Below are 23,897 nucleotides of genomic sequence, written 5' to 3'. Positions count from 1 at the left end.
TGGGTGTAGTGGTCGATGAAGTCGTCAGCGGCTCAGCACGGTGCAGGCGCTGATGCCGGGTGCGCCGTACACGTGCGTGAAGCCGGTCTTGGGGTTGCCGGGCACCTGGCGGTCGCCCGCGTCGCCCCGGAGCTGCAGCACCGACTCGAAGACCTGACGGAGCCCGGTGGCCCCGATCGGCTCCCCGTTGGCGATCACGCCGCCGTCGGTGTTGATCGGCAGCGAGCCGTCGGGGCGGGTCTCGCCGCCGAGGATCAGCTTCTCCTGGTCGCCGTGCGCGCACAGGCCGGTCTCGGCCATGTGCATGATCTCGGCACCGGACTCGGTGTCCTGGATCTGGGCGACGTCGATCTCGTCCGGGCCGATGCCGGCCGACGCGAACGCGGCCTCGGCGGAGTCGGCGGTCGGGCCGGACAGCGTCTCGGGCGTCGTCCACGGGCTGAAGACCTCGAACGAGCCGAAGCGGCGCGAGCGGAACTCCGCCGAGCGCAGGTAGATCGGGTTGGCGCTGTACTGGTGGGCCACCTCGCCGCGCGCCAGCACGAGGGCGACGCCGCCCTCGCCGGGCGAGCAGAACATGTACTGCGTCAGCGGGTGGTTGACCATCGGTGCGTCCAGGATCTGCTGGCGCGACATCGGCGTGCGACGCCAGGCGTTCGGGTTGGCGGCACCGAGGGAGAACGACTTCTCCGCGACGGCGGCGAGCGTCTCCTCGCCGATGTCGTGCTGCTCCATGTAGCGCACGATCTTCTGGGCGAAGAACTGCGTCGTGATCATCATCCCGGTCTCGCCGTACCAGTCGCCGATGCCGAGGCTGGAGGGCTTCGCGGCGAACGCACCCCGCGGGTGCTTGTCGAACCCGACGACCATGCCGAGGTCGTACTGGCCCGACAGCAGGGCGCTGCGGGCCGAGATCAGCGCGGAGCCGCCCGTGCCGCAGCCGTTGCTGACGTTGATGAACGGCATGCCGGTGAGCCCGAGCTCCGAGACGAGGGAGTCGGCGTCGCCGGCCGCCGCGCTGCCGCCGTAGGCGAACTGGATGTCGGACCACTGCACGCCGGCGTCGGCCAGGGCCTGACGGGCGGCGAAGGCGCCCTGGGCGCGTCCGCTCACGCCCTCGGTGCGGCCGAACGGGTGGATCCCGATGCCGACGATCGCGACGTCCGAGCTCATGACTTGTCCTCCTGGGGGGCGAAGGCGAAGGTCTGGACGGGCTGGTCGCCGTCGAGGAACGCCGTGATGGTCACGAGTCGCATGGGCATGTTGAGCGAGAGCGCCGCCGGGTCGTTGACCGTGAGCCGGGTCTCGACGCAGACGTCACCGAGGTCGACGTAGCCGACGCCGAAGGGCTCGAACGGCTCGAGACCGCGGTACGGGGCCTTGGGCTCGAAGTACTGCACGGTGTACGACCACAGGGTGCCGGTGGTGGGGAGGGCGACGCGCTCCATGTCGCTGCCGCCGCACTTCGGGCAGCCGCCCAGGAACGGGAACATCGTGGTGCCGCACGCGGTGCACCGCGCGCCGGCGAGCTGCACGTCGCTCGCGGTCGGGTCGATGACGAGGGATGGATCGACCCATGTGATGGTCGCGGTCATGCGTTCTCCTCCTGGGACGAGGTGGGGCGCCACTGGGGCAGCGTCACGTCACCGATCTGCTCGAACCACGCCTGCATGGGCTGGCCGATCTCGAGGGCGGGCCGCCCGTCGATGCGGCCGAGCAGGCGCACGTCCTTCGCGTCGTCGAGCTCGACGAGCACGACGGTGTAGGGCACGGGGTAGGCCGGGTGGACCTGGTGCTCGACCACGGTCCAGCTGTAGAGCGTCCCGGTGGGGCCGACGGTGCGCCACTCGCGGGTGAACGCGCCGCACCGCGGGCAGTTCTCGCGGGGCAGGTGCAGGTCGACGCGGCACTCCCCGCACACGCGGATCGCCAGCTCACCGCGCGCCGCCGCGGCGAAGAACTCGCCGGTGTCGACGTCGTCGGTGACGGGGAGGAGAGGTGCTGCCTGCGGGTCGGTCATCGGTCTGCTCCCAGGACGAGGGCACTGGCGCCGGGGGGCGGCGCCGAGGTGACGAAGCTGATCTCGGCGCCCTCGACCTGGTTCGTGGAGGTGCCGCGGACCTGGCGGACCCCCTCCAGGACGTGGTTCATGCCATGGATGTACGCCTCGGAGAGATGGCCGCCACTCGTGTTGAGCGGCAGGAGACCGCCGACCGACAGGTCGGACTCCGCGAGGTGGGCCGCCTGGCCGGGGGCCACGAAGCCGTAGTCCTCGAGCTGGATCAGCACCGTGATCGTGAAGCAGTCGTAGACCTGGGCGACGTCGACGTCGCCCGCGGAGATGCCGGCCCGGCCGAACAGGGTGGGCGCGGCGGCCGCGGAGGGCCACGACGTGATCGACGGGCGCAGCAGCGCGGGGAACATCTGCCCGGGCTGGACGCCGTGGCCCGTGCCCTGGGCGACCGAGAGGATCGGCACGGCCGACCCGGCCAGGTCGCGGGCCCGCTCCGTCGTGGTGACGACGACGGCGGCCGCGCCGTCGGACTCGAGGCAGAAGTCGAACAGCCGCAACGGGTCGGCCAGCATGCGCGAGGCGAGGTAGTCGTCGCGCGTCATGGTGCGCTGGAAGAACTGTGCGTCCGGGTTGCGGTTGGCGTGGGCGCGGCTGGCGAGCGCGATCGAGCCCAGCCCGTGCGCGAGCCCGTCGATCGAGAGGCCGTGCTCGTGCGCGTAGCGCCGTGCGGCGACCGCGAAGAACTGGCCCGCGGTCTGCATGCCGTAGGGGAGGAAGAACTCCTCGTAGCTGCCGTCGCCGCCGGTCGCGCCGCGCTCGCCGACCAGGCCGTAGCGGTTGCCGGAGCGCCCGTTGAGCGAGCGGAACACCACGACGGTCGTCGCGAGCCCGGCCTGGACGGCCGCGACGGCCTGTCCGACCATCGCGGCAGGACCGGAGCCACCGGGCCCGGCCTCGCCCCAGTACGTGAGGTCGGCGACGCCGAGCGAGTCGGCCAGGGCCGGCGCCGAGACGAGGTCCATGTCGCAGCGCACGATGCCGTCGACCTGGCGCGGGTCGATGCCCGCGTCGGCCAGGGCCGCGCGGCTCGCCTGGGCCGCGAGGGTCAGGGGCGAACGGCCGGACGCCTTGGAGAAGTCGGTCGCGCCGATGCCCACGATCGAGCAGGCGCCGGGCTTCCAGGTCGCGTCACTCATGGTCGCCCTCCCCCAGGCTCGGCGGTCGGCCCGGCGTGGTCTCGAACGACGAGAAGCGGTACGGCAGACCGGGGTAGGTCACGGCATCGCCCTCGGGCGTCGGCAGGTCGACGAAGAATCCCCGCTCCTGCAGGTGCACGTCGTTCGGCAGGTCCTCGAAGGCGTTGAGGCGTCCGATCGGCAGGCCGCGGCGCTGTCCCTCGTGGTAGACCGTGTCGGCGTCCTGCACGAGGCAGAAGACCTCGATGAGCTCCTGCACGTGGCTGAACTCCTGCTGCCGGTAGGCGATGTCCTGGTAGGCCGGGTCGGTGAGGTCCGCGGCCATGTCGAGGTCGACCATCCAGGCCAGCAGCGTCGACCAGGCCTTCTGCTCGGAGAGGATCAGGGCGAAGTAGACGTAGTTCCCGTCGCCGCACTCGAACAGCGCCGACTGGGTCGGCTCGGGCTGGGCGTGCCGGCAGGTCTGCCGCTGCACGATGGCCTTCGGGTAGAACCAGTACGGGTTCGCGAGCTCACAGCTGACCGCGTTGGACTCGTGGAGCGAGATGTCGACGAGCTGGCCCAGCCCCGTGCGCTGACGCTCGATGAGCGCCAGCAGGAGGGCGCACCAGCTGAAGCTCGCGCCGAGCTGGAACCCCTGGTTGCCACCGGGTCGGATCGGCGGGATCGAGTGATCGTCGTACCCGCAGCTGTTGAGCAGCCCACCGGCGGCCAGGGCCACCAGGTCGCTCGTGCGGTAGTCCTGCCACGGGCCCGTCAGGCCGAACGGCGTCACGGCGACGACGATGAGGTCGGGACGCTGCTCGAGCAGCTCGTCGAGGTCGACCCCCAGCTCGCTCAGCCACGCGCGGTCCTCGACCACGAGGATCTGCGCCTCGGCCAGCAGGGCCGCGAAGGCCGCACGGTCCTCGACCTGCGTCGCGTCGACGACCTGGCTGGACTTGCTGGAGTTGTAGGTCCAGAACTCCAGGCTGTGGTCGACGTCCTCCTGGCCGCGCACGAACGGCCCGACGTGACGGCTGGCGACGCCTCCCGGCGGCTCGACCTTGACGACGCGCGCGCCGAGGTCGGCGACGAACTTGCCGGTCTGCTCGCCGGCCGGGGTCTGTGCGAGCTCCACGACGGTGAGGTGCTGGACGGGGCTGGAGCCGCCGAGCAGCTGGGCGGAAGCCATCAGATCACTCCTTCGGCCGCGAGCTGGGCCAACGTGTCGGCGTCGCGCCCCAGAAGCTCGCCGAAGACGAAGTCGTTGTCCTCGCCGAGCAGGGGCGCCGAGCGCCAGTGGTCAGGACGGGAGGTGCCGAGCTGTCCGGGGAATCCCTCGAAGAGGGCCGGGCCGATCACGGGGTGGTCCAGCTCGAAGAACGTGCCGCGTGCCGCGATCTGGGGGTCGTGCTCGGCCAGGTCCTGGGCGTTCTGGACTGCTCCGGCCGCGATGCCCGCGCGCTGCAGCTTCTCCATCAGGTCGTGTTTGCCCTGGTCGCGCGTCCAGCCGGCCAGCAGGACGTCGAGCTCGTCGTGGTGCGCGACCCGGTCGGCGGCGGTCGCGAAGCGCGGCTCGCCGGCCCACGCCGGATCGCCCATCGCGACCTGGAGCGACTTCCAGTCGTCGTCGGAGAAGACGGCGATCGCGATCCACTGGTCCTCGCCCGACGCGGGATAGACGCCGTGCGGGGCCGCATCGGGGTGCTCGAGCCGGTTGCCGCGCGGGTAGTCGGGCCGGCGGCTGGGGCGATCGTTCACGACGGTGTCGAGCAGGTCCGAGCCGAGCAGGCCGATGCCGGCCTCCACGGCCGACACGTCGACCTCGGTTCCCTGGCCGGTCAGCATGCGCTGGTAGATGGCGAGCATCAGGCCGGCCGAGTTGTAGTAGGCCGCCTGGTTGTCCATGTACGACAGGCCCCAGCCCGACGGCTCGCGTCCGGGCAGGCCGCTGTTGAACGACAGGCCGCTGACGGCCTGCACGACGGGGCCGTAGCTGCGGTAGTGCGCCTGCGGACCGGAGTGGCCGTACCCGCTCATGCGGGCGAAGATCACGTCGTCGCGGATCTCGCGGAGCTCCGGGTAGGTGAGGTTCCACTTCTCCATGACGCCCGGGGCGAAGTTCTCGGTGACGATCCCGCAGTGCTCGATGAGGTCGTGCACGAGCTCACGGCCGCGGGGATCGCCCATGTCGACCGTGACGCCGAGCTTGTTGCGCGAGTAGTTGTTGAACAGCCCGCCCTTGTTGGGGTCGGGGTTCGCCTCCTCGGCACCGTAGGACCGCACCTCGCCCTTGTAGATCGGGAGGCGGCGCGGGGTGTCGAGGCGCTTGCGGTTCTCGATCTTGATCACGTCGGCGCCGAAGTCGGCCAGCAGGCGGGTGGCGACGGCGCCGACCCCCATCCAGCAGAAGTCGGCGATCTTGACGCCTGCGAGAGGGCCGGAGCGCGGCCGGGGGCCGCGGGACGGGTCGGCGACCGGCGTGGTCGCCTCGTTCGCGGGGCTTCCGGAAAAGGTGTTCTGCGTCACTCTCGCAGATTATTCCTCATGATGAACTTAGTCAAGGGCTCCCCGTCGACGGTCGCTCGTCCCGGGCGCAGCGACGGCCACGTACCCCCAAATCTCATGACTAACTCGGCCCTCGGACGGGAAGATTGCCCGGCACCACAGGCGATCGGTCGTTGTAACGTCGCGGCGAAGGTGTCAGAGTGTGCTCCCATGAGCGCACGCCGCCCGGACGTCGCCGGAGCCCCGACCGACGGCCCGGACGACGGCGCACCGCACGGACTGCCGATCATCTACCGGCCCCGCGGCTTCGCTGCGGCCGACACCCAGAACGCGCGCCGCCGCGCCCCGAAGGCGGCCGAGGCGACCGCCGCCCGCATCGTCGACGACATCCTCGAGGGAAGCGTCGGGGTGGGTGACCGGCTCCTGACCGAGCCCGAGATGCTCGTGCGGTACGAGGTCAGCCGCGAGTCGCTGCGCGAGGCACTGCGCCTGCTCGAGATCCAGGGCATCGTCGACATCAAGCGGGGTCCCGGCGGCGGTCCGTTCGTCGCACCCCTCAACTCCGGCTACCTGGCACGCACCTCGTCGCTCTACTTCAACCTGAGCGGCGCGACCTACGCCGAGCTGCTCGACACGTGGGCCGCGCTCGAGCCCATGCTCGCCGAGCGCGTGGCCAAGCTCCCGTCGAGCAGCGCCAAGCGCGACGTCTTCGCCCCGTTCATCCAGTACGACCCCGAGTCGCACGTCGAGGTCGAGCTGTTCGACGACTTCAACAACTTCCACTCGCTCATCGCGGCCCTCTCGGGCAACCGGGTGCTGACCCTGGTGACCCAGTCGGTGACCCACATCGTGGCCGAGCAGGTCCTGCAGTCGGTCGACCCCGTGACCGATCGCGAGATGCTGACCCACTCGCACGCCGACCTCGCGCAGGCGATCCTCGACGGGCGCCCCAGCAAGGCCCGCAAGCTCATGACCGAGCACATCCTCGAGGTCAGCAACACCTACCTCGAGCGCGACCCGGAAGCCGGCGCTCGCCGCATCGACTGGCGCCTCTAGGCCCATCCGCGGTCGCCGGCCCGGGCGTCGGCCCGAGTGTCCGCACCGCCCTCACGCCCGAGACCCGGCGCCCAACGCCTGCGATACCGGCCATGTGGCCGTTCCCATGACCGTCCGTGCGGCCGCTGCGCTATACCGACGGTCCGGTGTTGCTCATCATGATTATTGGAATTTCTCATGATGTTCTCTTGACGAGAGCCCTTCCATGCGCTGGAGTGGTCCCACACATCCACACGTGTCCTACGTCACATTGACCGCGAGGCCCCCGACCTCGAAGTCCTGACCGACGGGCACACCCCCGATGGAGGAACCATGAATCTCAAGCGGCACCGCAGGCTCGGCCTGCTCATCGCGGGAGCCATCGTCGGCTCGCTCGCGCTCGCTGCCTGCAGCAGCGAGTCGAGCGACAGCGGTCGCTCCGGTGGAGGCGAGGTCACCCAGGAGCTCAAGGACGTCGTCGCGAGCTACCAGGAGGAGCCCTCCTCGATCATCCAGACCGAGCCGCTCAGCAAGGTGCCCGAGAAGAAGTCCGTCGCCTTCATCGTGTGTGCGGACCCGACCTGCTCGATCCTCGGCGACTTCCTCAAGGAGGCCGTCGAGAGCTTCGGCTGGGAGTACGTCGGCATCAACGCCCCCGCGACCGACTTCGGTTCCGCGGTCCAGCAGGCCGTCGACCTGAAGGTCGACTACATCGCCGGCACCGGCAGCGACGTGGCGACCTTCCAGAACGCGTTCGACAACGCCAAGGAAGCGGGCATCCCCTACTTCAGCTGCTACTCGGGCGACGACCCCAAGGGCGATGAGAACAACATCATCACCAACTGCAGCGACGTCACCGCCGTGGCGAACTCGACCCGTGCGCTAACCGCCTGGGTCATCGAGGACAGCGGCGCCGACGCCTCGATCGGCGTCGTCAACATCCCCGAGTTCCCGACCGTGGCTGCCGCCGTGCCGAACGTCGAGAAGACGCTCGACGAGTACTGCGACACCTGCACGAGCCAGCCGATCGACATCTCGCTCGACCAGCTGACCACCGGCGGATCCGCCAACGCGATCGTGTCGTACCTGCAGTCGAACCCCGACATCAACTACCTCTTCCTGGGCTTCACCGGCTTCGAGCCGGGTCTGGGTCAGGCCCTCAAGACCGCCGGTCTCGAGGACGTGAAGGTCGTCGGCGTCCAGCCGCAGCAGCCGCAGGTGGAGTCGTTCCTCAAGGGCGAGTCGGCGGCCTGGCTCGTCGTGCCGCAGGAGAACACGATGTGGACCCTCGCCGACCAGATGGCCCGCTACGCCAACGGCGAGTGGAGCAGCGAGGACGAGCGCAAGTCCGCCCTGACGCCGCTGTACATCATGGACACCGAGGAAGAGGCCGAGGCGATCGCCGACCTCCCCGACGGCTGGCCCGGACCGGACGGCTTCAAGGAGCAGTTCAAGACCCTCTGGGGTCTCAGCTGATCATGAACGCCCTTGACATCAGAGGACTCTCCAAGACGTTCTCCGGTCATGTGGTGCTCCACGGCGTGGACCTCACCGTGAAGGTGGGTGAGGTCCACGCCGTGGTGGGCCAGAACGGATCGGGCAAGTCGACGCTGATCAAGATCCTCGCCGGTTACCACGCCCCCGACCGCGGGGCGACGGCGACGGTGCGGGACCGCGAGCTCGATCTCGGCAACGCCGCCGCGGCCGACAAGCTCAACGTGCGCTTCGTCCACCAGGACCTCGGTCTGGTGAACGGCCTCAGCATCACCGAGAACATCATGCTCGGACGCACGTACCCCCGGTCCGGCGGCATCAGGATCAACTGGAAGAAGGCCCGGGAGGTCGCTCGCGACTGCCTGGCCCGCACCGGTCCTCCGATCGACGTGAACCGACCCGTCGGCGAGTTCGGCATCGCGGAGCGCACCCGCATCGCGATCGCCCGGGCCCTGCCCGACAACAGCGATCCGGCCCTCATCGTGCTCGACGAGCCCACCGCCGCGCTCCCCGCCCGGGACGTCACGGCGCTGTTCGACACGATCCGCAGCCTGACCGCGGCGGGCAACTCCGTCATCCTCGTCTCGCACCACCTCGACGAGATCCTCGGCGTCTCGGACTCCATCACGGTGCTCCGCGACGGCGTCAAGGTCGCCACGGTGGCCACGAGCGACGTGACCCACGACAGCCTCACGAACCTGATCATCGGCACGGACCTGGTCCGGAACGTCGATCGGCCGACAACGTCGCAGACCGACGGCCCCGCGACCGTGCGGATCGCCGGCCTGCAGGGCACGGCGCTCATGGACTTCAGCGCCGACCTCCGGCCCGGCGAGATCGTCGGGGTCGCCGGTCTGACCGGCTCGGGTCGCGAGGAGGTCGCCGCCCTCACGATCGGTCGCGAGCACCGCAGCGGCGGCACCGTGTCGGTCGCCGGCACCGCGGTCGAGTCGGGTGACCCGATCGACGCGATGTCGGCCGGCATGGCCTGGATCTGCGGCGAGCGGGCCCGCTTCGGCGTGTTCAGCACGCTGAACGTCGGCGAGAACCTGACCATCAGCGATCTCGCCCCGAACACCTCGGCCGGACGCCTGCACCACCGCAGGGAACGGCAGGAGGTGGCCACGTGGATCGACGACCTCGACATCGTGGCCTCCGGCCCGGGTGCCGCGATGACCACGCTCTCGGGCGGCAACCAGCAGAAGGTGCTCGTGGCCCGGGCCCTGCGGCTCGACCCGACGTTCCTGGTGCTCGACGACCCGACCGCCGGCATCGACATCGGGGCCCGTGAACAGGTGCACCGCATCATCGCCGAACGAGCCGACGCCTCCATGTCGGTCCTCGTCACGTCGACCGACAGCGACGAGCTCGCCCGCCTCTGCGACCGCGTGCTCGTCCTGTCCCGTGGCCACGTCGTCGCCGAGCTGCACCGCGGCGTCGACCTGGACGCCCCCTCCATCGATCACGCGCAAGTCGCAGGAGCATCCGCATGAAGACCGAGACCACGAAGACCGACTCGTCGGCCACGTCCACCCCGAGCCTCAAGTCGAGCTCCGGCGCCGTCGCGACCCCCCTGGGCGTGACGCTCGGGCGCTACAGCGCCATCATCCTGTTCGCCGGGTTCACGATCCTGTTCGGGATCCTGCGCCCGGAGACGTTCCTGAGCTCCACGACGTGGCGGCTCACGATCAGCGAGGGCGTCGTCACCGCGATCGTCGCGCTGGCCTTCCTCGTGCCGCTCGTGGCGGGGGTCTACGACCTCTCCGTCGGGGCCACGATGGGCACGGCGCTCGTGCTCATGAACTGGTTCGGCATCAACCACCCCGACATCCCGCTCTGGCAGGTCGCGATCGGCGTGCTCGTGTTCTGCGCTCTGATCGGCTTCTGCTCGGCGGTGGTCATCGTGAAGTTCCGGGTGGAGTCGCTGATCGCGACGCTCGGCGTGAGCCAGGTGCTCCTGGCGTTCCAGCTGTTCATGTCGAACAACCGCCAGCTGACCGGCGCGTTCGACTCGAACTGGCTCGACCTCGGCAACGGCCAGGTCTTCGGCATCCCGGTCGTGGCGATCTACCTCGTCGTGCTCTCGGTCGTCATCTGGTTCGTGCTGGAGCACACCCCGGTCGGCCGGCGCCTGTTCGCGGTCGGCGGCAACCCCGAGGCGGCCCGTCTGGCCGGCCTCAACGTGGAGCGGCTGACGTACGGCTCGCTCATGATCTCGGCCATGATCGGCGGCTTCGCGGGCATCGTGTTCTCGGCGAAGGTCGGCACCTACACCTCGACCGCCGGGCCGGGGCTGCTGTTCCCGGCCCTGGCCGCCGTGTTCTTCGGTGCCTCGCAGTTCGCCCGCCGTCCCAACGTCTGGGGCACGCTCATCGCGTACTTCGCCCTGGCGTTCGGCGTGAAGGGCCTGCAGCTGACGTTCGGACCGGGCACGTTCTGGATCCAGCCGCTGTTCCAAGGTGCGGCACTGCTCATCGCGGTGGCGCTCGCCAGCCGCGTCGTCGGCCAGACCAAGCGGAGCCGCAAGCTCCAACGCGACGCCGCCGAGGCGAGCCCGAGCCAGCCCACGACCCCCTGACCTGGGGGGCGGTGAGTGTTCCACCCCCACCGAGCGGGCGGTGAGTGTTCCACCCCCTGAGGTGTCAGGCGGTGGAAGGCTCACCGCCCCAGGTGGAACACTCACCGCCCGCCGCGGGACCGGTGCCGCACGTGGGAGATCCACCGCCCTACGTGTCAGACTCACCGCCCCAGGAGGGGGACGTCAGTAGGGCGACGTGCCGCCGTCGACGTTGAGGAGGGCGCCCGTGATGCCGCCGCCGGCCGGGCCGGCCAGCAGCACTGCCATCGCGCCGACCTCCTCGACGGTGTTGAGCTTCCCGGTGGCGGCGTCCTTGGCGTAGTCGGCGAGGTACTCCTCGTACGTGAGCCCGTTCTCCGCGGCGAACGCCGGACCGATCTCCTTGGTGCGCTCGGTCTCGACGGCGCCGGGGCAGATCGCGTTGGACGTGATCCCCCGCGTGCCGTACTCGAACGCGACGGCCTTGGTGAAGCCGTTCATCGCGTGCTTGGCCGAGATGTAGTGCGACACCGCGGCCTTGTTGCCGAGCTTGCCCTCGACCGACGAGATGTTGATGATCCGGCCCCCGCCGTGCTCGAGCATGACGCCCAGCGCCGCACGGGTGGCCCAGAACGCGGAGTCGACGATGAACGTGAACGCGTTCTCCCACGCCTCGTCGCTCAGCTCGTGCACCAGGGCGAACCCGTCGCTACCGCCGGCGTTGTTGACCAGGACGTCGACGCGGCCGAACCGCTCGACCGTCGACGCGACCCAACCGGCCACGTCCTGCTGTGACCGGGCGTCGCCCGGCAGGAACGCCGTCCGGTCGGGCAGACCGATCTCGGACAGCGCCTTCTCACCCTTGTCGGCGGAGCGCCCGGTCATCACGACCGACGCACCCTCCGCGAGGAAGGCCTCCGCGATCCCGCGTCCGATCCCGCCGGTGGCCGCCGTGACGAGCGCGACCTTTCCGTCCAGAGTCCCCATGAGTCAGGTCCTTCCCGACCCGAGCGGGTCGACGTCGTGCAGGTGGTCAGTCGTGCAGGTGCTGAGTCGTGCAGGGGATCAGTACGGGGCGGTGCCGCCGTCGACGTTGAGGAGGGCACCCGTGATGCCGCCGCCGGCCGGGCCGGCCAGCAGCACTGCCATGGCGCCGACCTCCTCGACGGTGTTGAGCCGTCCGATGGCGGCGTCCTTGGCGTAGTCCGCCTTGTACTCCTCGTAGGTCTGGTTGTTCTCCGCGGCGAACGACGGGCCCACCTCGACCATGAGGTCGGTCTCGATCGCGCCGGGGCAGATCGCGTTCGACGTGATCCCCTGGGTCCCGTACTCGAACGCGACGGCCTTCGTGAAGCCGTTCATCGCGTGCTTCGCAGAGATGTAGTGCGAGACCGCCGCCTGGTCGCCGACCTTGCCGGCGACCGAGGAGATGTTGATGATCCGGCCGCTGCCCTGCTCGACCATGACGCCGAGCGCCGCACGGGTGGCCCAGAACGCGGAGTCGACGATGAACGTGAACGCCTTGTCCCACGCCTCGTCGCTCAGCTCGTGCACCAGGGCGAACCCGTCGCTGCCGCCGGCGTTGTTGACCAGGACGTCGATCCGGCCGAAGCGCTCCACCGTGGTGGACACCCAGCCCGCGACGTCGTTCTTGGACTTCGCGTCTCCGGCGAGGAACGCCGTCCGGTCGGGCAGACCGATCTCGGACAGCGCCTTCTCGCCCTTCTCGGCCGAGCGCCCGGTCATGACGACCGTCGCGCCTTCCGCGAGGAAGGCCTCCACGATCCCCCGGCCGATGCCGCGCGATCCTGCGGTGACCAGGGCCACCTTGCCGTCCAGTGTTCCCATGCTCATGTCCTTCGTGTTGTCGATCAGCGGGGGATGTCCCGCCAGGGAGTGGTCTTGTCGCCTCGCGGCTCGGCCGGGAGGCCGAGCCAGCGCTCGGCGATGAGATTGCGCTGCACCTCGTCGCTGCCGCCGGCGATGCGGTAGCCCGGGGCACCGAGGACGTGCTCGGTCCAGTCGAAGGTGCCGGACTCGCCGTCGTCGACGACCAGGTCGGCCTCGAGCACCTCGCCGACGTACTCGGAGATCTGGGCGAGGCGCCCGGTCCACTGCAGCTTGCGCATCGAGCCACCGACCCCGGTGGTGTCCGGGGTGGCGGCGTCGCGGGCCGTCGCGATCTCGGCGAGGCGGTGCGCGATCACGACGTCGGCCAGCATCTGGCGCAGGACCGGGTCCTCGACCGCACCGGTCGCGCGGCTGAGCTCCACGACCTGGTCCAGCGTGCCGCCGACCGCGGTGGCCTCGCCGCTGGAGTCGCGCTCGAAGCCCAGGGTCGTCAGCGCGACCTTCCAGCCCTCGCCGACCTCACCGACGCGGTACGCGTCCGGGATCCGCACCTCGGTCAGGAACACCTCGTTGAAGCTCGATCCGCCGGACATCTGGCGCAGCGGCCGCACCTCGACGCCCTCGGCGTCGAGCGGCACCATGAAGGCCGTGATGCCCCGGTGCTTCGGCACGTCCGGATCGGTGCGGGCCAGGAGCTCGCCCCACTGCGCGAACTGCGCGCCCGAGGTCCAGACCTTCTGGCCCGTGATGACCCAGTCGTCGCCGTCGCGGCGCGCGCGGGTCGCGAGGCTCGCGAGGTCGCTGCCGGCGCCCGGCTCGGAGAACAGCTGGCACGCCAGCAGGTCGCCCCGCAGCATCGGCGTGATCAGCTCGCGCATCTCGGGCGTGCGGTCGTACACCCGCAGGGTCGGGGCGATCAGGCGCAGGGTCACCGAGACCAGCTCGTGCGGGGTGGGCACGTCGAAGCCGCTCTCGACCCGGGCCAGGGCCGCCTCGTGGGCGTGCGCGAGGCCGGCGCCACCGAACGCCTCCGGCCAGCCCACCGCCCCGAGGCCGGCGTCGTACCGGGCGCGGAGCCAGTCGGTCAGCTGGCGGATCAGGGCCAGCTCCTCGTCGAACGCGAGGTCGTGGAACACGGCCATGCCGGTGCTCGACGCCTCCCGCTGGGGGTCACGTCGGGCGAAGCCGTGGTCGGCGTACCAGCTCGAGGCGCGGGCCGCGAAGTCCTCGACCGACTCGACGGCCGTGGCGGTGGCAGCGGGGGTCATGGTTCAGCCCTCCAGGCTCACGAGGGCCTTGCCGATCACGGCGCGTCCCTCGAGCAGTGTCTGGAAGCCCGCGAAGGCCTCCTCGATCCCGTGACCCACGTAGGTCTCCGGGCTGGTCACCTCACCGCGGCGCACGAGCTCGGTCATCTCGGCGAGGAACTCGCCGCGAGCGTCCTCGTGGTCGCCCAGCAGGTACCCCTCCATCCGCAGCCTGCGCCAGATCATCAGCAGCAGGTTGCGGGGGCCGGGGACCGGCTCGGTCGCGTTGTAGACCGCGATCATGCCGCACAGCGCGATGCGTCCGTGCTCGTTCATCTCCCGGATCGCCGCCTCGAGGTGCTCGGCGCCGACGTTGTCGAAGTAGACGTCGAGACCCGGCTTGCCGACCTCCTCGATGCAGCCGCGCAGCAGGTCGCGGATGCGGCCGTCGTGGTAGTCGAAGGCCGTGTCGAAACCGAAGTCCTTCACGGCGGCGGCCACCTTGTCGGCCGATCCGCAGCTGCCGATCACGGTGCAGCCCTTGGCCTTCGCGAGCTGCCCCGCGACCGCGCCCACGCCGCCGGCGGCCGACGACACGAAGACGGTGTCACCCGGCTGGACCTTGGCGATGATGTTCATGCCGATCCACGCCGTCATGCCGGTCTGGCCCAGGGCGCCCAGGTGATCGGTCGGCTTGAGGCCGTCGACGTCGACGGCCTCGACGTCGGCCGGGTCGAGCGCCACGTACTCGCGCCAGCCGAACTGGTGGACGACGTCCGTGCCCACGGGCAGCTCGGGCACGTCGGACCACGCGACGACACCGGTCGCGGGCCCGTCCATCGGCTCGCCGAGCCCGAACGGGGCGACGTAGCTCGTCGTCTCCGACATGCGTCCGCGCATGTAGGGCTCGACCGACATCACGGTGTTGCGGACGAGGACCTGCCCGGGTCCGGCCGCGACGTCGACCTCCACGATCGTGACGTCGTCGGACTTCGGGGCGCCACCGGACGGGCGGTTGACGAGGTGGACCTCACGACTGCGCACGGTGCTCGGGTGCTCGGTGCTCGGGTGCTCGGTGCTCGGGTGCTCGGTGCTCATGCCGTGACCTCCCACTCGAGCCACAGCTCTTCGAGGCCGAGCTGCGGCCCCGTCTCGCGGAGCGCGTCGACCTCGACGGCTTGGTAGTGCGGGATGCGGCGCAGCCACTCCTCGATCGCGATGATCATCTCGCGGCGAGCGAGGTGGTTGCCGAGGCACTTGTGCGGGCCGGCCGCGAAGGCCAGGTGCCCCGTCGAGTCCGTGCGGTCGAAGTCGACCTTCCCAGGGTTGGCGTACTTCGTCTCGTCACGCGTGGCGGAGGGCACGGTGAGCATGACCATCTCGCCGGCCTTCATGGGACAGCCGTGGAACTCGGTGTCCTGGGCGACCTTGCGGCCGTCCATCACGATCGAGTAGACCCGCACCATCTCGTCGACGGCCACCGGGATGAGATCGGGCTCGTCCAGGATCCGCTGGCGGTCGTCGGGGTTCTCCGCCAGGTGCAGCATGATGTAGCCGAGCTGGCTCTTGACGGTGTCCAGACCCGCCAGGATCAGGACGTTGCAGATGTTGAGGAAGTCCTCGTCCGAGATCGGATCGTCGCCGATGCTCGAGCGGGTCAGGTCGGTGAAGAACTCGTCCTCACGGGGGTTGGCCTTGCGGTCGGCCAGCAGCTCGACGAAGTAGGCGTTGATCGCGACCTGCGCGTCGCCGCCGGCCTTGGCCGCGACGGGATCCTCGCTGCCGAGACCGCCGAAGACGGCCTCGACCCACTCGACCATCTGGGGCGAGTCCTCGTGCGGGAGGCCGAGGATCTCCAGGAAGACCTTGGTCGGGTACTCCTTGGCGAAGGCCTCGACGAAGTTCACGCGCCCGTCGGCCACGAAGGTGTCGATGAAGTCGGTCGCGTGCTGACGGATGCGGTCCTCGCGGTCCCGGACGGCGCGCGGCGAGAACGGCGGGTTGAGCACGCGGCGGTACAGCTTGTGCCGCGGCGGGTTCTCCATCGTGGGGATCCAGTGCCAGTTGGGCTCGGGGACGGTCACGACCGTGGAGTCGCTGCTGAAGACCTCGTGGTCGTGGAACGCCGCACGCACCGTCTCGTCGTTGAGCAGCATCCAGAATCCACCGCCGTAGGTGTTCCACACGATCGGCGCCTGGCCCCGGAGCTGGTCCAGCTCCTCGTGGTACGAGTGGATCGGCAGCTGCTGGTTCACGTCGAAGTGCACGACCGGGCAGCCACCCTTCTGCTGCCCCTCGATGAGCTCGATGACGGGTGTCTCAGACATGCTGCTCCTGGGTGCTGGCGGCCGCCACGAGCGAGCCGAGGACGATGGGGCGGTGCTCGATCGTGCCGACGACCAGGTGGAGCCGGCGGATGCGCCAGGCACCGTCCGTCAGCTCGAGCTCGGTGTCGTAGCGGCTGTTCATCATGAGCGTCACGTCGGTCGCGTCCTTGGCGACCTGGTGCGAGGTCAGGTAGCTCACGGCGGTCGCGCGGTCGCCGTCGACGTCGACCCGCATGACGCGCATCGCGTGCTGCTGCCAGAGCAGGTGCTCGGTGGCGCCGGAGATCCACTCGGCGATCGCGGTGTTGCCGCTGAGGTCGGAGTCGACGTCGTACACGGCCCGCGCCTCGGGGTGGAACAGCTGCTCGAGGGTCGCCCGGTCGCGCTCGTCGCACGCCAGGCCGTAGCGCGTCATCACGCCGGCCACCCGCTGGGCGTGCACGGCCTCGTGCAGCTCCGCGTTGCTCATCTGGTCGTTCATGTCTCGGTCGCCTCTCGTCGCAGGTGCCTCGGCGGGCGCACCTCGAACGCAGCAGCGGGCCGCGAGACGTGCATCACACCAACGTGACCCCGATTACACCGGCGTCGCGACCGAAAGTCAATCATCGTGATGAATTTTCCTCATGAGGTTTAGAGCGACTGCGCTTGACAACGACGTGATGTATTCCTCATGCTGTTTATACGTGATGCCCGTCACAGGGTGCCGACAGAACGAGCGAACCGCCAGGGAGTCCCGATGCCAGCCAGCCACGACCGTCCGCTCATCCATGTGCTCTTCGGCTCCCAGACCGGAAATGCCGAGGTCGTCGCGATGGACACCTCGGACGCGCTCGAGGCCGACGGCTACACGACCACGCTGATGTCGATGGACGAGTTCGGCGTCGCCGACCTCGACTCCATGACGCACGTCGCCCTCGTCTCGTCGACGTACGACGACGGCAACATGCCCGACAGCGCCCAGGACCTGTGGGACGAGCTCGAGAGCGACGCCCCCGACCTGTCCCACCTGCAGTACGCCGTGCTGTCGCTGGGCGACTCGTCCTACGAGTTCTTCTGCGCGGCCGGCCGCATGTTCGACGAGAAGTTCGCCGAGCTCGGCGGACGACGCGTGCTGGACCGGCTCGACTGCGACCTCGACTACGAGCGACCGTCGCAGCAGTGGATCAAGGCCGTGACCTCGACGTTCGGCGGCGCGGACGTCGAGGACACGTCCGGCAGCGCGAGCGTGGACGTCGAGCCGTCGACGACCTCCGCCGCACGCTGGACGCGGCAGGACCCGTTCCTGGCGACGATCAGCCACACGGCGAAGCTGTCGGGCTCCGAGTCCCACAAGGCGGTCCACCACGTCGAGGTCGACCTCGCCGACAGTGCCATCGAGTACCTGCCCGGCGACTCGATCGGCGTCGTCCCGGTCAACCCGGCCGAGCTCGTCGACGGATTCGTCGCCGCCCTCGGCGTGAGCGCCGACGCGACGCCCGCCGGTCAGGACGCCAGCTGGCGCGAGCTGCTGACCCACCGCCTCGAGCTGCGCCTGCCGTCGCGCGCCCTGGTCGACTGGGTCGCGGAGCAGTCCGGCGACGAGGAGCTGGCCCACCTGCTCGGCACCCGCGACCGCGAGGCCCTCGAGGCCTGGCTGTGGGGGCGCGACGCCCTCGACCTCGTCGAGATGCTCCCGCAGGACAAGCGCGACGCCGACCGCGTCGCCGCGCTCCTCGGCTCGCTCCAGCACCGGTCGTACTCGATCAGCTCGAGCCCCACCGAGTCGCCCAAGACCGTCGACCTCCTGGTCTCGTGCGTGCGGTACCACCGCGACGGACGTGACCGCGTCGGCGCCGGGTCCGCCACGATGACCGCGGCGCTGCCCGCGGGCTCGCAGGTCGCCGTCTTCCTCGCGCCGAACCCCAGCTTCCGGCTGCCGGCCGACGATGCCCCCGTCATCATGGTCGGCCCCGGCGTGGGCGTGGCACCGTTCCGCTCGTTCCTGCTCGAGCGCCGGTCCCGCAGCGCGTCGGGCCGGAACTGGCTCTTCTTCGGCGACCAGCACGAGACGTGCGACTTCCTCTACCGCGACGAGGTCACGGGCTGGCAGCAGGACGGTCTGCTCACGCGGCTGTCGACCGCCTTCTCCCGCGACCAGGAGCACAAGGTCTACGTCCAGGACAAGCTGCGCGAGCAGGGGGCCGACGTCTACGCCTGGCTCCAAGACGGCGCGCACTTCTACATCTGCGGCGACGGCGTCCGGATGTCGCAGGCGGTCGAGTCGGCACTCGTCGAGGTCGTCGCGACCCACGGCGCGATGTCCGAGGACGCCGCCTGGGACTACGTCGCCGGCCTCAAGCGCCAGCGTCGCTTCAGCCAGGACGTGTACTGACGACCTGACCGTCGATCACGGTCAGCCGCACGGGTGAGGCGGTGTCGCCTCCGGTGACGCGGTCGAGCACGACGTCGAGCGGCGCGTCGAGCACGCACAGGTCGGCCGCCGCACCCGGCCGCACCGCCCGCACGGCTCCGGCCGGGTCCTCGGGCCGGGTCAGGTAGGACGCCAGCGCCTCGCGGGCCGAGATCGTCTGGTCCCGCAGCCACGGTGAGCGGTCGTCCGGGAGCCCGGCCGCCGCCAGCCGGATCGTGGCCCACGGGTCGACATCGCCGTAGGGGGCGTCGCTCGACAGCACGACCCGCACGCCGCGGTCGCGCAGGCCGGCGATGCGCCACAGCCACGCGCGGTCCTCCGGCTCGGACGCGTCCACCATGGCGCGCCCCCGGCGCGCGGCGATCGAGGGCTGCGTCACGACGGTCACGCCGAGCTCGGCCAGCCGGTCGGCGGCGTCGTCGTCGCACACCGCCGCGTGCTCGACCCGGTCGCCCGGCAGCACGCCGACCTCGTCCAGGACCGCCAGCACCATCGCCAGGGCTGCGGCCGAGACCGCGTGCACCGCCACCGGACGGCCACGCTCGCGCGCCGCGCGCACCGCGGTGACGAGCTCGGACCATCGGTCGGAGCCGTCGACCGGCCCGTGGTCGCCGGCGACGACCTTGACCGGCAGCCCGTCGTCCTCCGCACCGAGCGAGACGACCCGCTGCGGCAGGTGCGCCCGGACCACGGCCAGGCCCGAGGCCTCCAGGCCGACGGTCGCGTCGGTCAGTCCCGTCACCCCCCTGGCGGCGAGCTGCTCGCCCCAGGGACGGAGGTCGTCCTCGACTCCCCGGGGGTCGAGCCGGCCGAGCGCCTCACCGAGCCGCGCATCGCCTCGCCACACCCGACCATCGGCCCGCTCTTCGGGTTCGAGGACGCCCTCGAGCAGCTCGATCGCCCGGGTGTTGAGCACCCACAGCGCCCCCGAGCGGTGCTGCACCCGGGCGGGACGGGACGGCCAGACGCGATCGAGGTCGGCGGCCGTCGCGTCGTCGTCGCCCAGGCCGACCGCGCGGACCCAGTCGCGGACCCCGGCGCGCTCCGGTGCGGCTGCCTGTCCCTGAGCCGGCAGGGCACCGCCCCGCAGGTCGAGCGACCCGGCGGCCGCCGCGGCGGCGAAGGCGTGCACGTGGTGGTCGTGCAGTCCCGGCAGCAGCGCACCGCCGGCACCGTCGACGACCTGCTCCCCCGGCCGCGGCGTCAGGCCGGCCGCGAGCTCGGCGACGACCCCGGCGACGACCCGGCAGTCGAGCCGCGCACCGTCGAGCGCGACGTCGCGGACGAGCAGGTTGCTGCCGCTAGTCGACGAGCTCATCGACGAGCCCCCATCGGTGAGCCGTGGCGGCGTCCAGGACCGTGCCGGTCAGCCCCCACCACAGCAGGCGGTGCCGGCCGATGCGCCTCGACAGGCTGACGGTCCCGCCGGCACCCGGGACCAGGCCCATCGCGACCTCCGGAAGGGCGAATCGGGCGTCCGCGTCAGCGCGGACGTGACCCGCGAACGCCGCGATCTCGATGCCGGAGCCGACGGCGTGGCCGTGCACGTGGGCCGTGACCCGGTCGCGGAGCGCGTGGACCAGGGCGCCCGGGCTGGCCGCGACGCGGGTCTCGTGCGCCGCGTCCAGGTCCTGGGCCGTGCCGAACTCGTCGAGGTCACCCCCGGCGCAGAAGTCGGGCCCGGCCCCGCGCAGCGTGACGCGCACGTCGGGATCGAGCCGGGCGATCTCCAGCGCCTCGAGGAGCGCGTCGCGCATCGCCGCGTCGTAGGCGTTGCGCCGGGTGGGGCGGTCGAGCGTGATCGTGAGGTCGTCACCGACGCGATCGAGCCGCATGCGGTGCGGGTCACCGGACGGACGTGGGGCGCCGCGCGCCGCCAGCCACGCCGCGAACTCGGGGCCGGCGAGCAGCTCCGAGAACGTGCGCGACTCGAGCGCGAGCCCGTGCGGCACGTCGACCCCGACGACGCGCGGCAGCAACCGGGCCAGCGCGACCGCGGCGAGCGGACGTTCGGCGACCCGCCGCCGGATCGTGGCGACCGTCGCGTCGACGTCGGGCACACCCACGACCTCACGGCGCGCGGCCGCGGTCGATCCGTGCGGGGCGACCACCACGTCGACGTCCGCATCGACGTCGACGTCGCCCTCGGGACCGAGGACGAGGACCGAGATGCGTGTGTCGTCGGGTTCGTCGACCTCACCGGGCCGCAGGACGACGACGCCCGAGGAGCCAGGCGCGGTCGACATGACCTCATCCTCTCACCAGGCCCGTGGACCGGGCAGGATGAGGACATGGGTCGAGGCGAGGTCTCCGCGGTGGACACCGAGGTGCTGCGCGGCCTGCGTCACGCCGCGTCCGTCGGGCCCGACCAGGCACTGGCGGACTGGCTCGCGACGGGTCTGGCGGGAGACCCCACGCGATCGTCGACTACCGGGTGGACGGCGCACGGCCGGCCGGCCACGCTGGCGCGCGCGCTGGCCACGACGCTCACGTCGGTCGCCGCCGAGCGGTTCGACACCGCCCTGCCCCTCGACGGTGCCGAGCTGCTGGGCCGCCGGGCCCGGCTCTCCGCGATCGATCCCGAGGGAGCCCACGGGCCCGACGCCCGCCTCCTCCGGGCGGCCGACGGCTGGTGGTCCCTCAACCTGGCGCGCCCGAGCGACGTGGAGCTGGTGCCGGCCCTCGTGGAGGACCAGGTCGACGCCGCATGGACCGACGTCGAAGGGTGGTCGGCGCGGCTCCCCGCGCAGGCGGTCGTGGACCGAGCCACGATGCTCGGCCTGCCGGCCTCGCGGCTGGGCGAGACGCCCGTCCCCGCAGAGCCCTGGCGCACGAGCTCCGCCCCGGCCTCGACCTCCTCGACCTCGCTCCGGGTCGTGAACCTGGGCTCGCTCTGGGCCGCGCCCCTGGCCGCCCACCTGCTCGGCCGGCTCGGGGCAGAGGTCGTGCACGTCGAGTCGACCACGCGGCCCGACGCGTCCCGGTGGGGAAGCCCCGCGTTCTACGACGAGCTGCGGGTGGGGGCCGAGGTGCGCTCGATCGACGTCACCACCACGTCCGGACGCGCCGCGCTGCACGCGCTCGTCTCGTCGGCCGACGTCGTGGTCGAGGCCAGCCGACCCCGGGCCCTGGAAGGACTCGGCGTCGGCCCGGGGCAGGTCATGCCCGACGGACGTGCGCGGACGTGGCTGCAGATCACCGGCCACGGCCCGGAGCAGCCCCACCGGGTCGGCTTCGGCGACGACGCCGCCGTCGCCGGTGGACTCGTGGTCGTCGACCGGGACGGGCTCCCCGGCTTCTACGGCGACGCCGTGGCCGACCCGTTGACGGGTCTCGTCGGGGCGCTGGCCGTCGCGGCGAACCACGACCAGCAGCGACAGACGGTCATGCAGGCGTCCTTGGCCTGGTCCGCCGCGACCGCCCGAGCGGCCGGCGACGTCAGCGGTTGAGACCGCCGGTGCGAGCCAGGTCCCCAGCGCCGGGAACCGCCACGGCCCGCCCGTGCACCCGTCCGACCCGCAGGCGCTCATAGGCCTCCGGCACGTCCTCGAGCGAGATCAGCTCGTGCTCGACGACGATCGCCCCGGAGCGCGCCAGCGCCATCACCTCGACGAGCTCGTGGCGGGTCCCCCAGTAGGAGCACCGCACGGTGGCCCCGAAGGGCATCGTGCGGAACGAGACCGGCAACGATCCCCCGCCGACCCCCACGATGGAGACGTGCGCCTCCGCACCCGCCACGGCGGCGGCGAGATCGAGCGTGGACTGGCTGCCCACGAAGTCGAAGACCGCCCGGACCCCCTGGCCGTCGTTCAGGTCACGCACCCGCTCGGCCGTCCGGTCGTCCGCGAGCAGGACCTCCTCGGCACCAGCCGTACGGGCTCCGTCCAGACGCTTCGCGTCGACGTCGATCGCCACCACTCGCACGGACGTCAGCGCACGGAGCAGCTGGACGGCGACGTGCCCCAGGCCCCCGACCCCGATGACGACCACGGTCGCCCCCGGCGTCAGGACCGGCAACGCCGCCTTCACGGCGTGGTACGGCGTCAGCCCGGCGTCGGTGAGAGGGACCGCCTGCACGGGGTCGAGACCCTCGAGCGGCACCAGGTGCCGCTCGTCGTCGACCAGCATCTGCTCGGCCAGAGCTCCGTCGCGACCCAGACCGGGCGGCCGGATCCCGAGCGACACGGCGCGGGTGCAGTAGTTCTCCCGACCCTGCGAACAGGCCTCGCAGGTCCCGCAGCCCCACGGGCCGTAGACCGCCACGAGATCACCGACCGCCACCGCCGAGACCCCGGCGCCGGTCGCGGCGACCCGGCCGGCGCACTCGTGGCCGAGCGTCATGGGGAGTGCGTACGGGAAGGCGTCCGCGGGCCAGGCCATGACCGACACGTCGAAGTGGCACAGACCGGCCGCCAGCACGTCCAGGAGGACCTGCCCCGGCCCCACCTCGGGCCGGGGGACGTCGACGACCGCGGGACCTGCGCCGACCGTGCGGTACTGGACGGCCCGCATCACCGCGCCGTCTCCCCGCCGTCGACCACGAGCACGCTGCCGGTCATGAAGCTGGCGTCCTCTGACAGGAGGAAGCAGATCGACGCCGCCATCTCGTCGGGACTGGCGACGCGACCCTGCATGTTGGCCTGCCCGAAGGCAGCGGCACCGTCAGCGGCGTTCCCGCCGCCCCGGGCCACGATCAGCGGCTCGGTCATCGCCGTGTGCACGCGTCCGGCCGCCACGGCGTTGACCCGCACCTCGGGCGCCACCTCGAGGGCGATCTGACGGGTGAAGCCGATCACCGCGGCCTTGGCGGCTCCGTACGGTGCGTTGCCCCGCTGCGCGACGAGCGCGGCGACCGAGGCGACGTTCACGACTGACCCCCCGCCGTGCTCACGCATCAGCGGGATCAGGTGCTTGCACACCAGGAACGGTCCGGTCGCGTGCACCGCCATCATGAGGTTCCATCGCTCGAGCGACCACTCCTCGAACGGACCGAAGTCGGCATGGCCTCCGGCGTTGAGCACCCCGTCGACGCGGCCGAAGCGCTCACGCACCACCTCGGCGGCTCGTCGCACGGAGTCCTCGTCCGACACGTCGACCGTGACGGCCACTGCTCCTCGCAGCCCCTGCGCCACGGCCTCGGCCCGAGCCGCGTCCTTGTCGGCGACGACCACCGTGCCGCCCTCGTCGGTGAAGCGGCGGGCCACCGCCGCGCCGATGCCGGATCCGCCACCTGTGGCGAACAGCACGTGATCATGGAAGCGCATGGGGGCCATCTC

General features: G+C 71.2%; 22 protein-coding genes. 6 read left to right on the top strand and 16 right to left on the bottom strand.

The window, feature by feature from the left end; translation table 11 throughout:
• Positions 1-24: 24 nt before the first annotated feature.
• From V6S66_RS01570 to V6S66_RS01545, 6 genes are read right to left on the bottom strand one after another with little or no spacing between them, the layout of a single operon-like run.
• Positions 25-1,173: a thiolase family protein gene (locus V6S66_RS01570; protein ID WP_334205023.1), complete on the bottom strand. Its 1,149-nt coding sequence runs from the start codon at positions 1,171-1,173 to the stop codon at positions 25-27.
• Entirely contained in the window at positions 1,170-1,595 is a 426-nt protein-coding gene (locus V6S66_RS01565; protein ID WP_334205022.1) for a Zn-ribbon domain-containing OB-fold protein, read from the bottom strand. The genes V6S66_RS01570 and V6S66_RS01565 overlap by 4 nt, the downstream gene beginning before the upstream one ends.
• Entirely contained in the window at positions 1,592-2,020 is a 429-nt protein-coding gene (locus V6S66_RS01560; RefSeq protein WP_334205021.1) for a Zn-ribbon domain-containing OB-fold protein, read from the bottom strand. The genes V6S66_RS01565 and V6S66_RS01560 overlap by 4 nt, the downstream gene beginning before the upstream one ends.
• The gene (locus V6S66_RS01555) at positions 2,017-3,210 is read right to left on the bottom strand and encodes a thiolase C-terminal domain-containing protein (protein WP_334205020.1); all 1,194 of its coding nucleotides are present in this window, start codon (positions 3,208-3,210) and stop codon (positions 2,017-2,019) included. Before V6S66_RS01555 ends, V6S66_RS01560 begins: the two co-directional genes overlap by 4 nt.
• Positions 3,203-4,384, bottom strand: a complete 1,182-nt coding sequence (locus tag V6S66_RS01550; RefSeq protein WP_334205019.1) for a CoA transferase — start codon at positions 4,382-4,384, stop codon at positions 3,203-3,205. The genes V6S66_RS01555 and V6S66_RS01550 overlap by 8 nt, the downstream gene beginning before the upstream one ends.
• On the bottom strand, positions 4,384-5,721 hold the full coding sequence (locus V6S66_RS01545; RefSeq protein WP_334205018.1) for a CaiB/BaiF CoA transferase family protein: 1,338 nt from the start codon (positions 5,719-5,721) through the stop codon (positions 4,384-4,386). Before V6S66_RS01545 ends, V6S66_RS01550 begins: the two co-directional genes overlap by 1 nt.
• 189 nt (positions 5,722-5,910) lie before the next feature.
• Between V6S66_RS01545 and V6S66_RS01540 the strand changes: the two genes are divergently transcribed.
• The 4 genes from V6S66_RS01540 (at position 5,911) to V6S66_RS01525 (ending at position 10,807) form a co-directional block, all read left to right on the top strand.
• Positions 5,911-6,756: a FadR/GntR family transcriptional regulator gene (locus V6S66_RS01540; protein WP_334205017.1), complete on the top strand. Its 846-nt coding sequence runs from the start codon at positions 5,911-5,913 to the stop codon at positions 6,754-6,756.
• A gap of 312 nt (positions 6,757-7,068) precedes the next feature.
• Entirely contained in the window at positions 7,069-8,211 is a 1,143-nt protein-coding gene (locus tag V6S66_RS01535) for a sugar ABC transporter substrate-binding protein (protein WP_334205016.1), read from the top strand.
• A 2-nt stretch (positions 8,212-8,213) separates the two neighbouring features.
• Positions 8,214-9,722: a sugar ABC transporter ATP-binding protein gene (locus tag V6S66_RS01530; RefSeq protein WP_334205015.1), complete on the top strand. Its 1,509-nt coding sequence runs from the start codon at positions 8,214-8,216 to the stop codon at positions 9,720-9,722.
• Positions 9,719-10,807, top strand: coding sequence for an ABC transporter permease (locus V6S66_RS01525; protein ID WP_334205014.1), 1,089 nt, complete (start codon positions 9,719-9,721; stop codon positions 10,805-10,807). The genes V6S66_RS01530 and V6S66_RS01525 overlap by 4 nt, the downstream gene beginning before the upstream one ends.
• Before the next feature lie 183 nt (positions 10,808-10,990).
• On the opposite strand, the gene V6S66_RS01520 is transcribed toward V6S66_RS01525, so the two are convergent.
• The 6 genes from V6S66_RS01520 to V6S66_RS01495 all read right to left on the bottom strand — a co-directional run bounded on the left by V6S66_RS01520 (position 10,991) and on the right by V6S66_RS01495 (position 16,692).
• On the bottom strand, positions 10,991-11,773 hold the full coding sequence (locus V6S66_RS01520; RefSeq protein ID WP_334205013.1) for an SDR family NAD(P)-dependent oxidoreductase: 783 nt from the start codon (positions 11,771-11,773) through the stop codon (positions 10,991-10,993).
• Positions 11,774-11,851: 78 nt separating this feature from the next.
• The gene (locus tag V6S66_RS01515) at positions 11,852-12,634 is read right to left on the bottom strand and encodes an SDR family NAD(P)-dependent oxidoreductase (RefSeq protein WP_334205012.1); all 783 of its coding nucleotides are present in this window, start codon (positions 12,632-12,634) and stop codon (positions 11,852-11,854) included.
• 23 nt (positions 12,635-12,657) lie between these two features.
• On the bottom strand, positions 12,658-13,905 hold the full coding sequence (locus V6S66_RS01510; RefSeq protein WP_334205011.1) for an acyl-CoA dehydrogenase family protein: 1,248 nt from the start codon (positions 13,903-13,905) through the stop codon (positions 12,658-12,660).
• A gap of 3 nt (positions 13,906-13,908) precedes the next feature.
• The gene (locus V6S66_RS01505) at positions 13,909-14,982 is read right to left on the bottom strand and encodes an NADP-dependent oxidoreductase (RefSeq protein WP_334205010.1); all 1,074 of its coding nucleotides are present in this window, start codon (positions 14,980-14,982) and stop codon (positions 13,909-13,911) included.
• Entirely contained in the window at positions 14,979-16,211 is a 1,233-nt protein-coding gene (locus V6S66_RS01500; protein WP_334205009.1) for a cytochrome P450, read from the bottom strand. The genes V6S66_RS01505 and V6S66_RS01500 overlap by 4 nt, the downstream gene beginning before the upstream one ends.
• On the bottom strand, positions 16,204-16,692 hold the full coding sequence (locus tag V6S66_RS01495; RefSeq protein WP_334205008.1) for a nuclear transport factor 2 family protein: 489 nt from the start codon (positions 16,690-16,692) through the stop codon (positions 16,204-16,206). Before V6S66_RS01495 ends, V6S66_RS01500 begins: the two co-directional genes overlap by 8 nt.
• Before the next feature lie 255 nt (positions 16,693-16,947).
• On the opposite strand from V6S66_RS01495, the gene V6S66_RS01490 reads away from it, so the two are divergent.
• A complete protein-coding gene (locus tag V6S66_RS01490) occupies positions 16,948-18,582 on the top strand; it encodes a diflavin oxidoreductase (protein ID WP_334205007.1) in 1,635 nt (544 codons plus the stop codon).
• On the opposite strand, the gene V6S66_RS01485 is transcribed toward V6S66_RS01490, so the two are convergent.
• Together V6S66_RS01485 and V6S66_RS01480 are read right to left on the bottom strand one after the other, a co-directional pair.
• A complete protein-coding gene (locus V6S66_RS01485; RefSeq protein WP_334205006.1) occupies positions 18,563-19,939 on the bottom strand; it encodes an amidohydrolase family protein in 1,377 nt (458 codons plus the stop codon). The two genes, V6S66_RS01490 and V6S66_RS01485, sit on opposite strands and share 20 nt — an antisense overlap.
• Positions 19,923-20,867 (bottom strand): enoyl-CoA hydratase/isomerase family protein, encoded by a 945-nt coding sequence (locus V6S66_RS01480; RefSeq protein WP_334205005.1) that lies wholly within the window; start codon positions 20,865-20,867, stop codon positions 19,923-19,925. Before V6S66_RS01480 ends, V6S66_RS01485 begins: the two co-directional genes overlap by 17 nt.
• Positions 20,868-20,912: 45 nt before the next feature.
• Here V6S66_RS01480 and V6S66_RS01475 point away from each other — a divergent pair, with 45 nt between their 5' ends.
• The gene (locus V6S66_RS01475; RefSeq protein ID WP_334205004.1) at positions 20,913-22,070 is read left to right on the top strand and encodes a CoA transferase; all 1,158 of its coding nucleotides are present in this window, start codon (positions 20,913-20,915) and stop codon (positions 22,068-22,070) included.
• On the opposite strand, the gene V6S66_RS01470 is transcribed toward V6S66_RS01475, so the two are convergent.
• Both V6S66_RS01470 and V6S66_RS01465 read right to left on the bottom strand, forming a co-directional pair.
• On the bottom strand, positions 22,060-23,133 hold the full coding sequence (locus V6S66_RS01470) for an NAD(P)-dependent alcohol dehydrogenase (RefSeq protein WP_334207206.1): 1,074 nt from the start codon (positions 23,131-23,133) through the stop codon (positions 22,060-22,062). The two genes, V6S66_RS01475 and V6S66_RS01470, sit on opposite strands and share 11 nt — an antisense overlap.
• A complete protein-coding gene (locus V6S66_RS01465; protein ID WP_334205003.1) occupies positions 23,133-23,885 on the bottom strand; it encodes an SDR family NAD(P)-dependent oxidoreductase in 753 nt (250 codons plus the stop codon). Before V6S66_RS01465 ends, V6S66_RS01470 begins: the two co-directional genes overlap by 1 nt.
• Positions 23,886-23,897: the final 12 nt, after the last annotated feature.

The sequence above is a fragment of the Aeromicrobium sp. Sec7.5 genome, assembly GCF_036867135.1.
Lineage (GTDB): Bacteria > Actinomycetota > Actinomycetes > Propionibacteriales > Nocardioidaceae > Aeromicrobium.
Note: the sequence above shows the minus strand (reverse complement) of the source record. Positions and strands in the feature narration are given on the sequence as shown.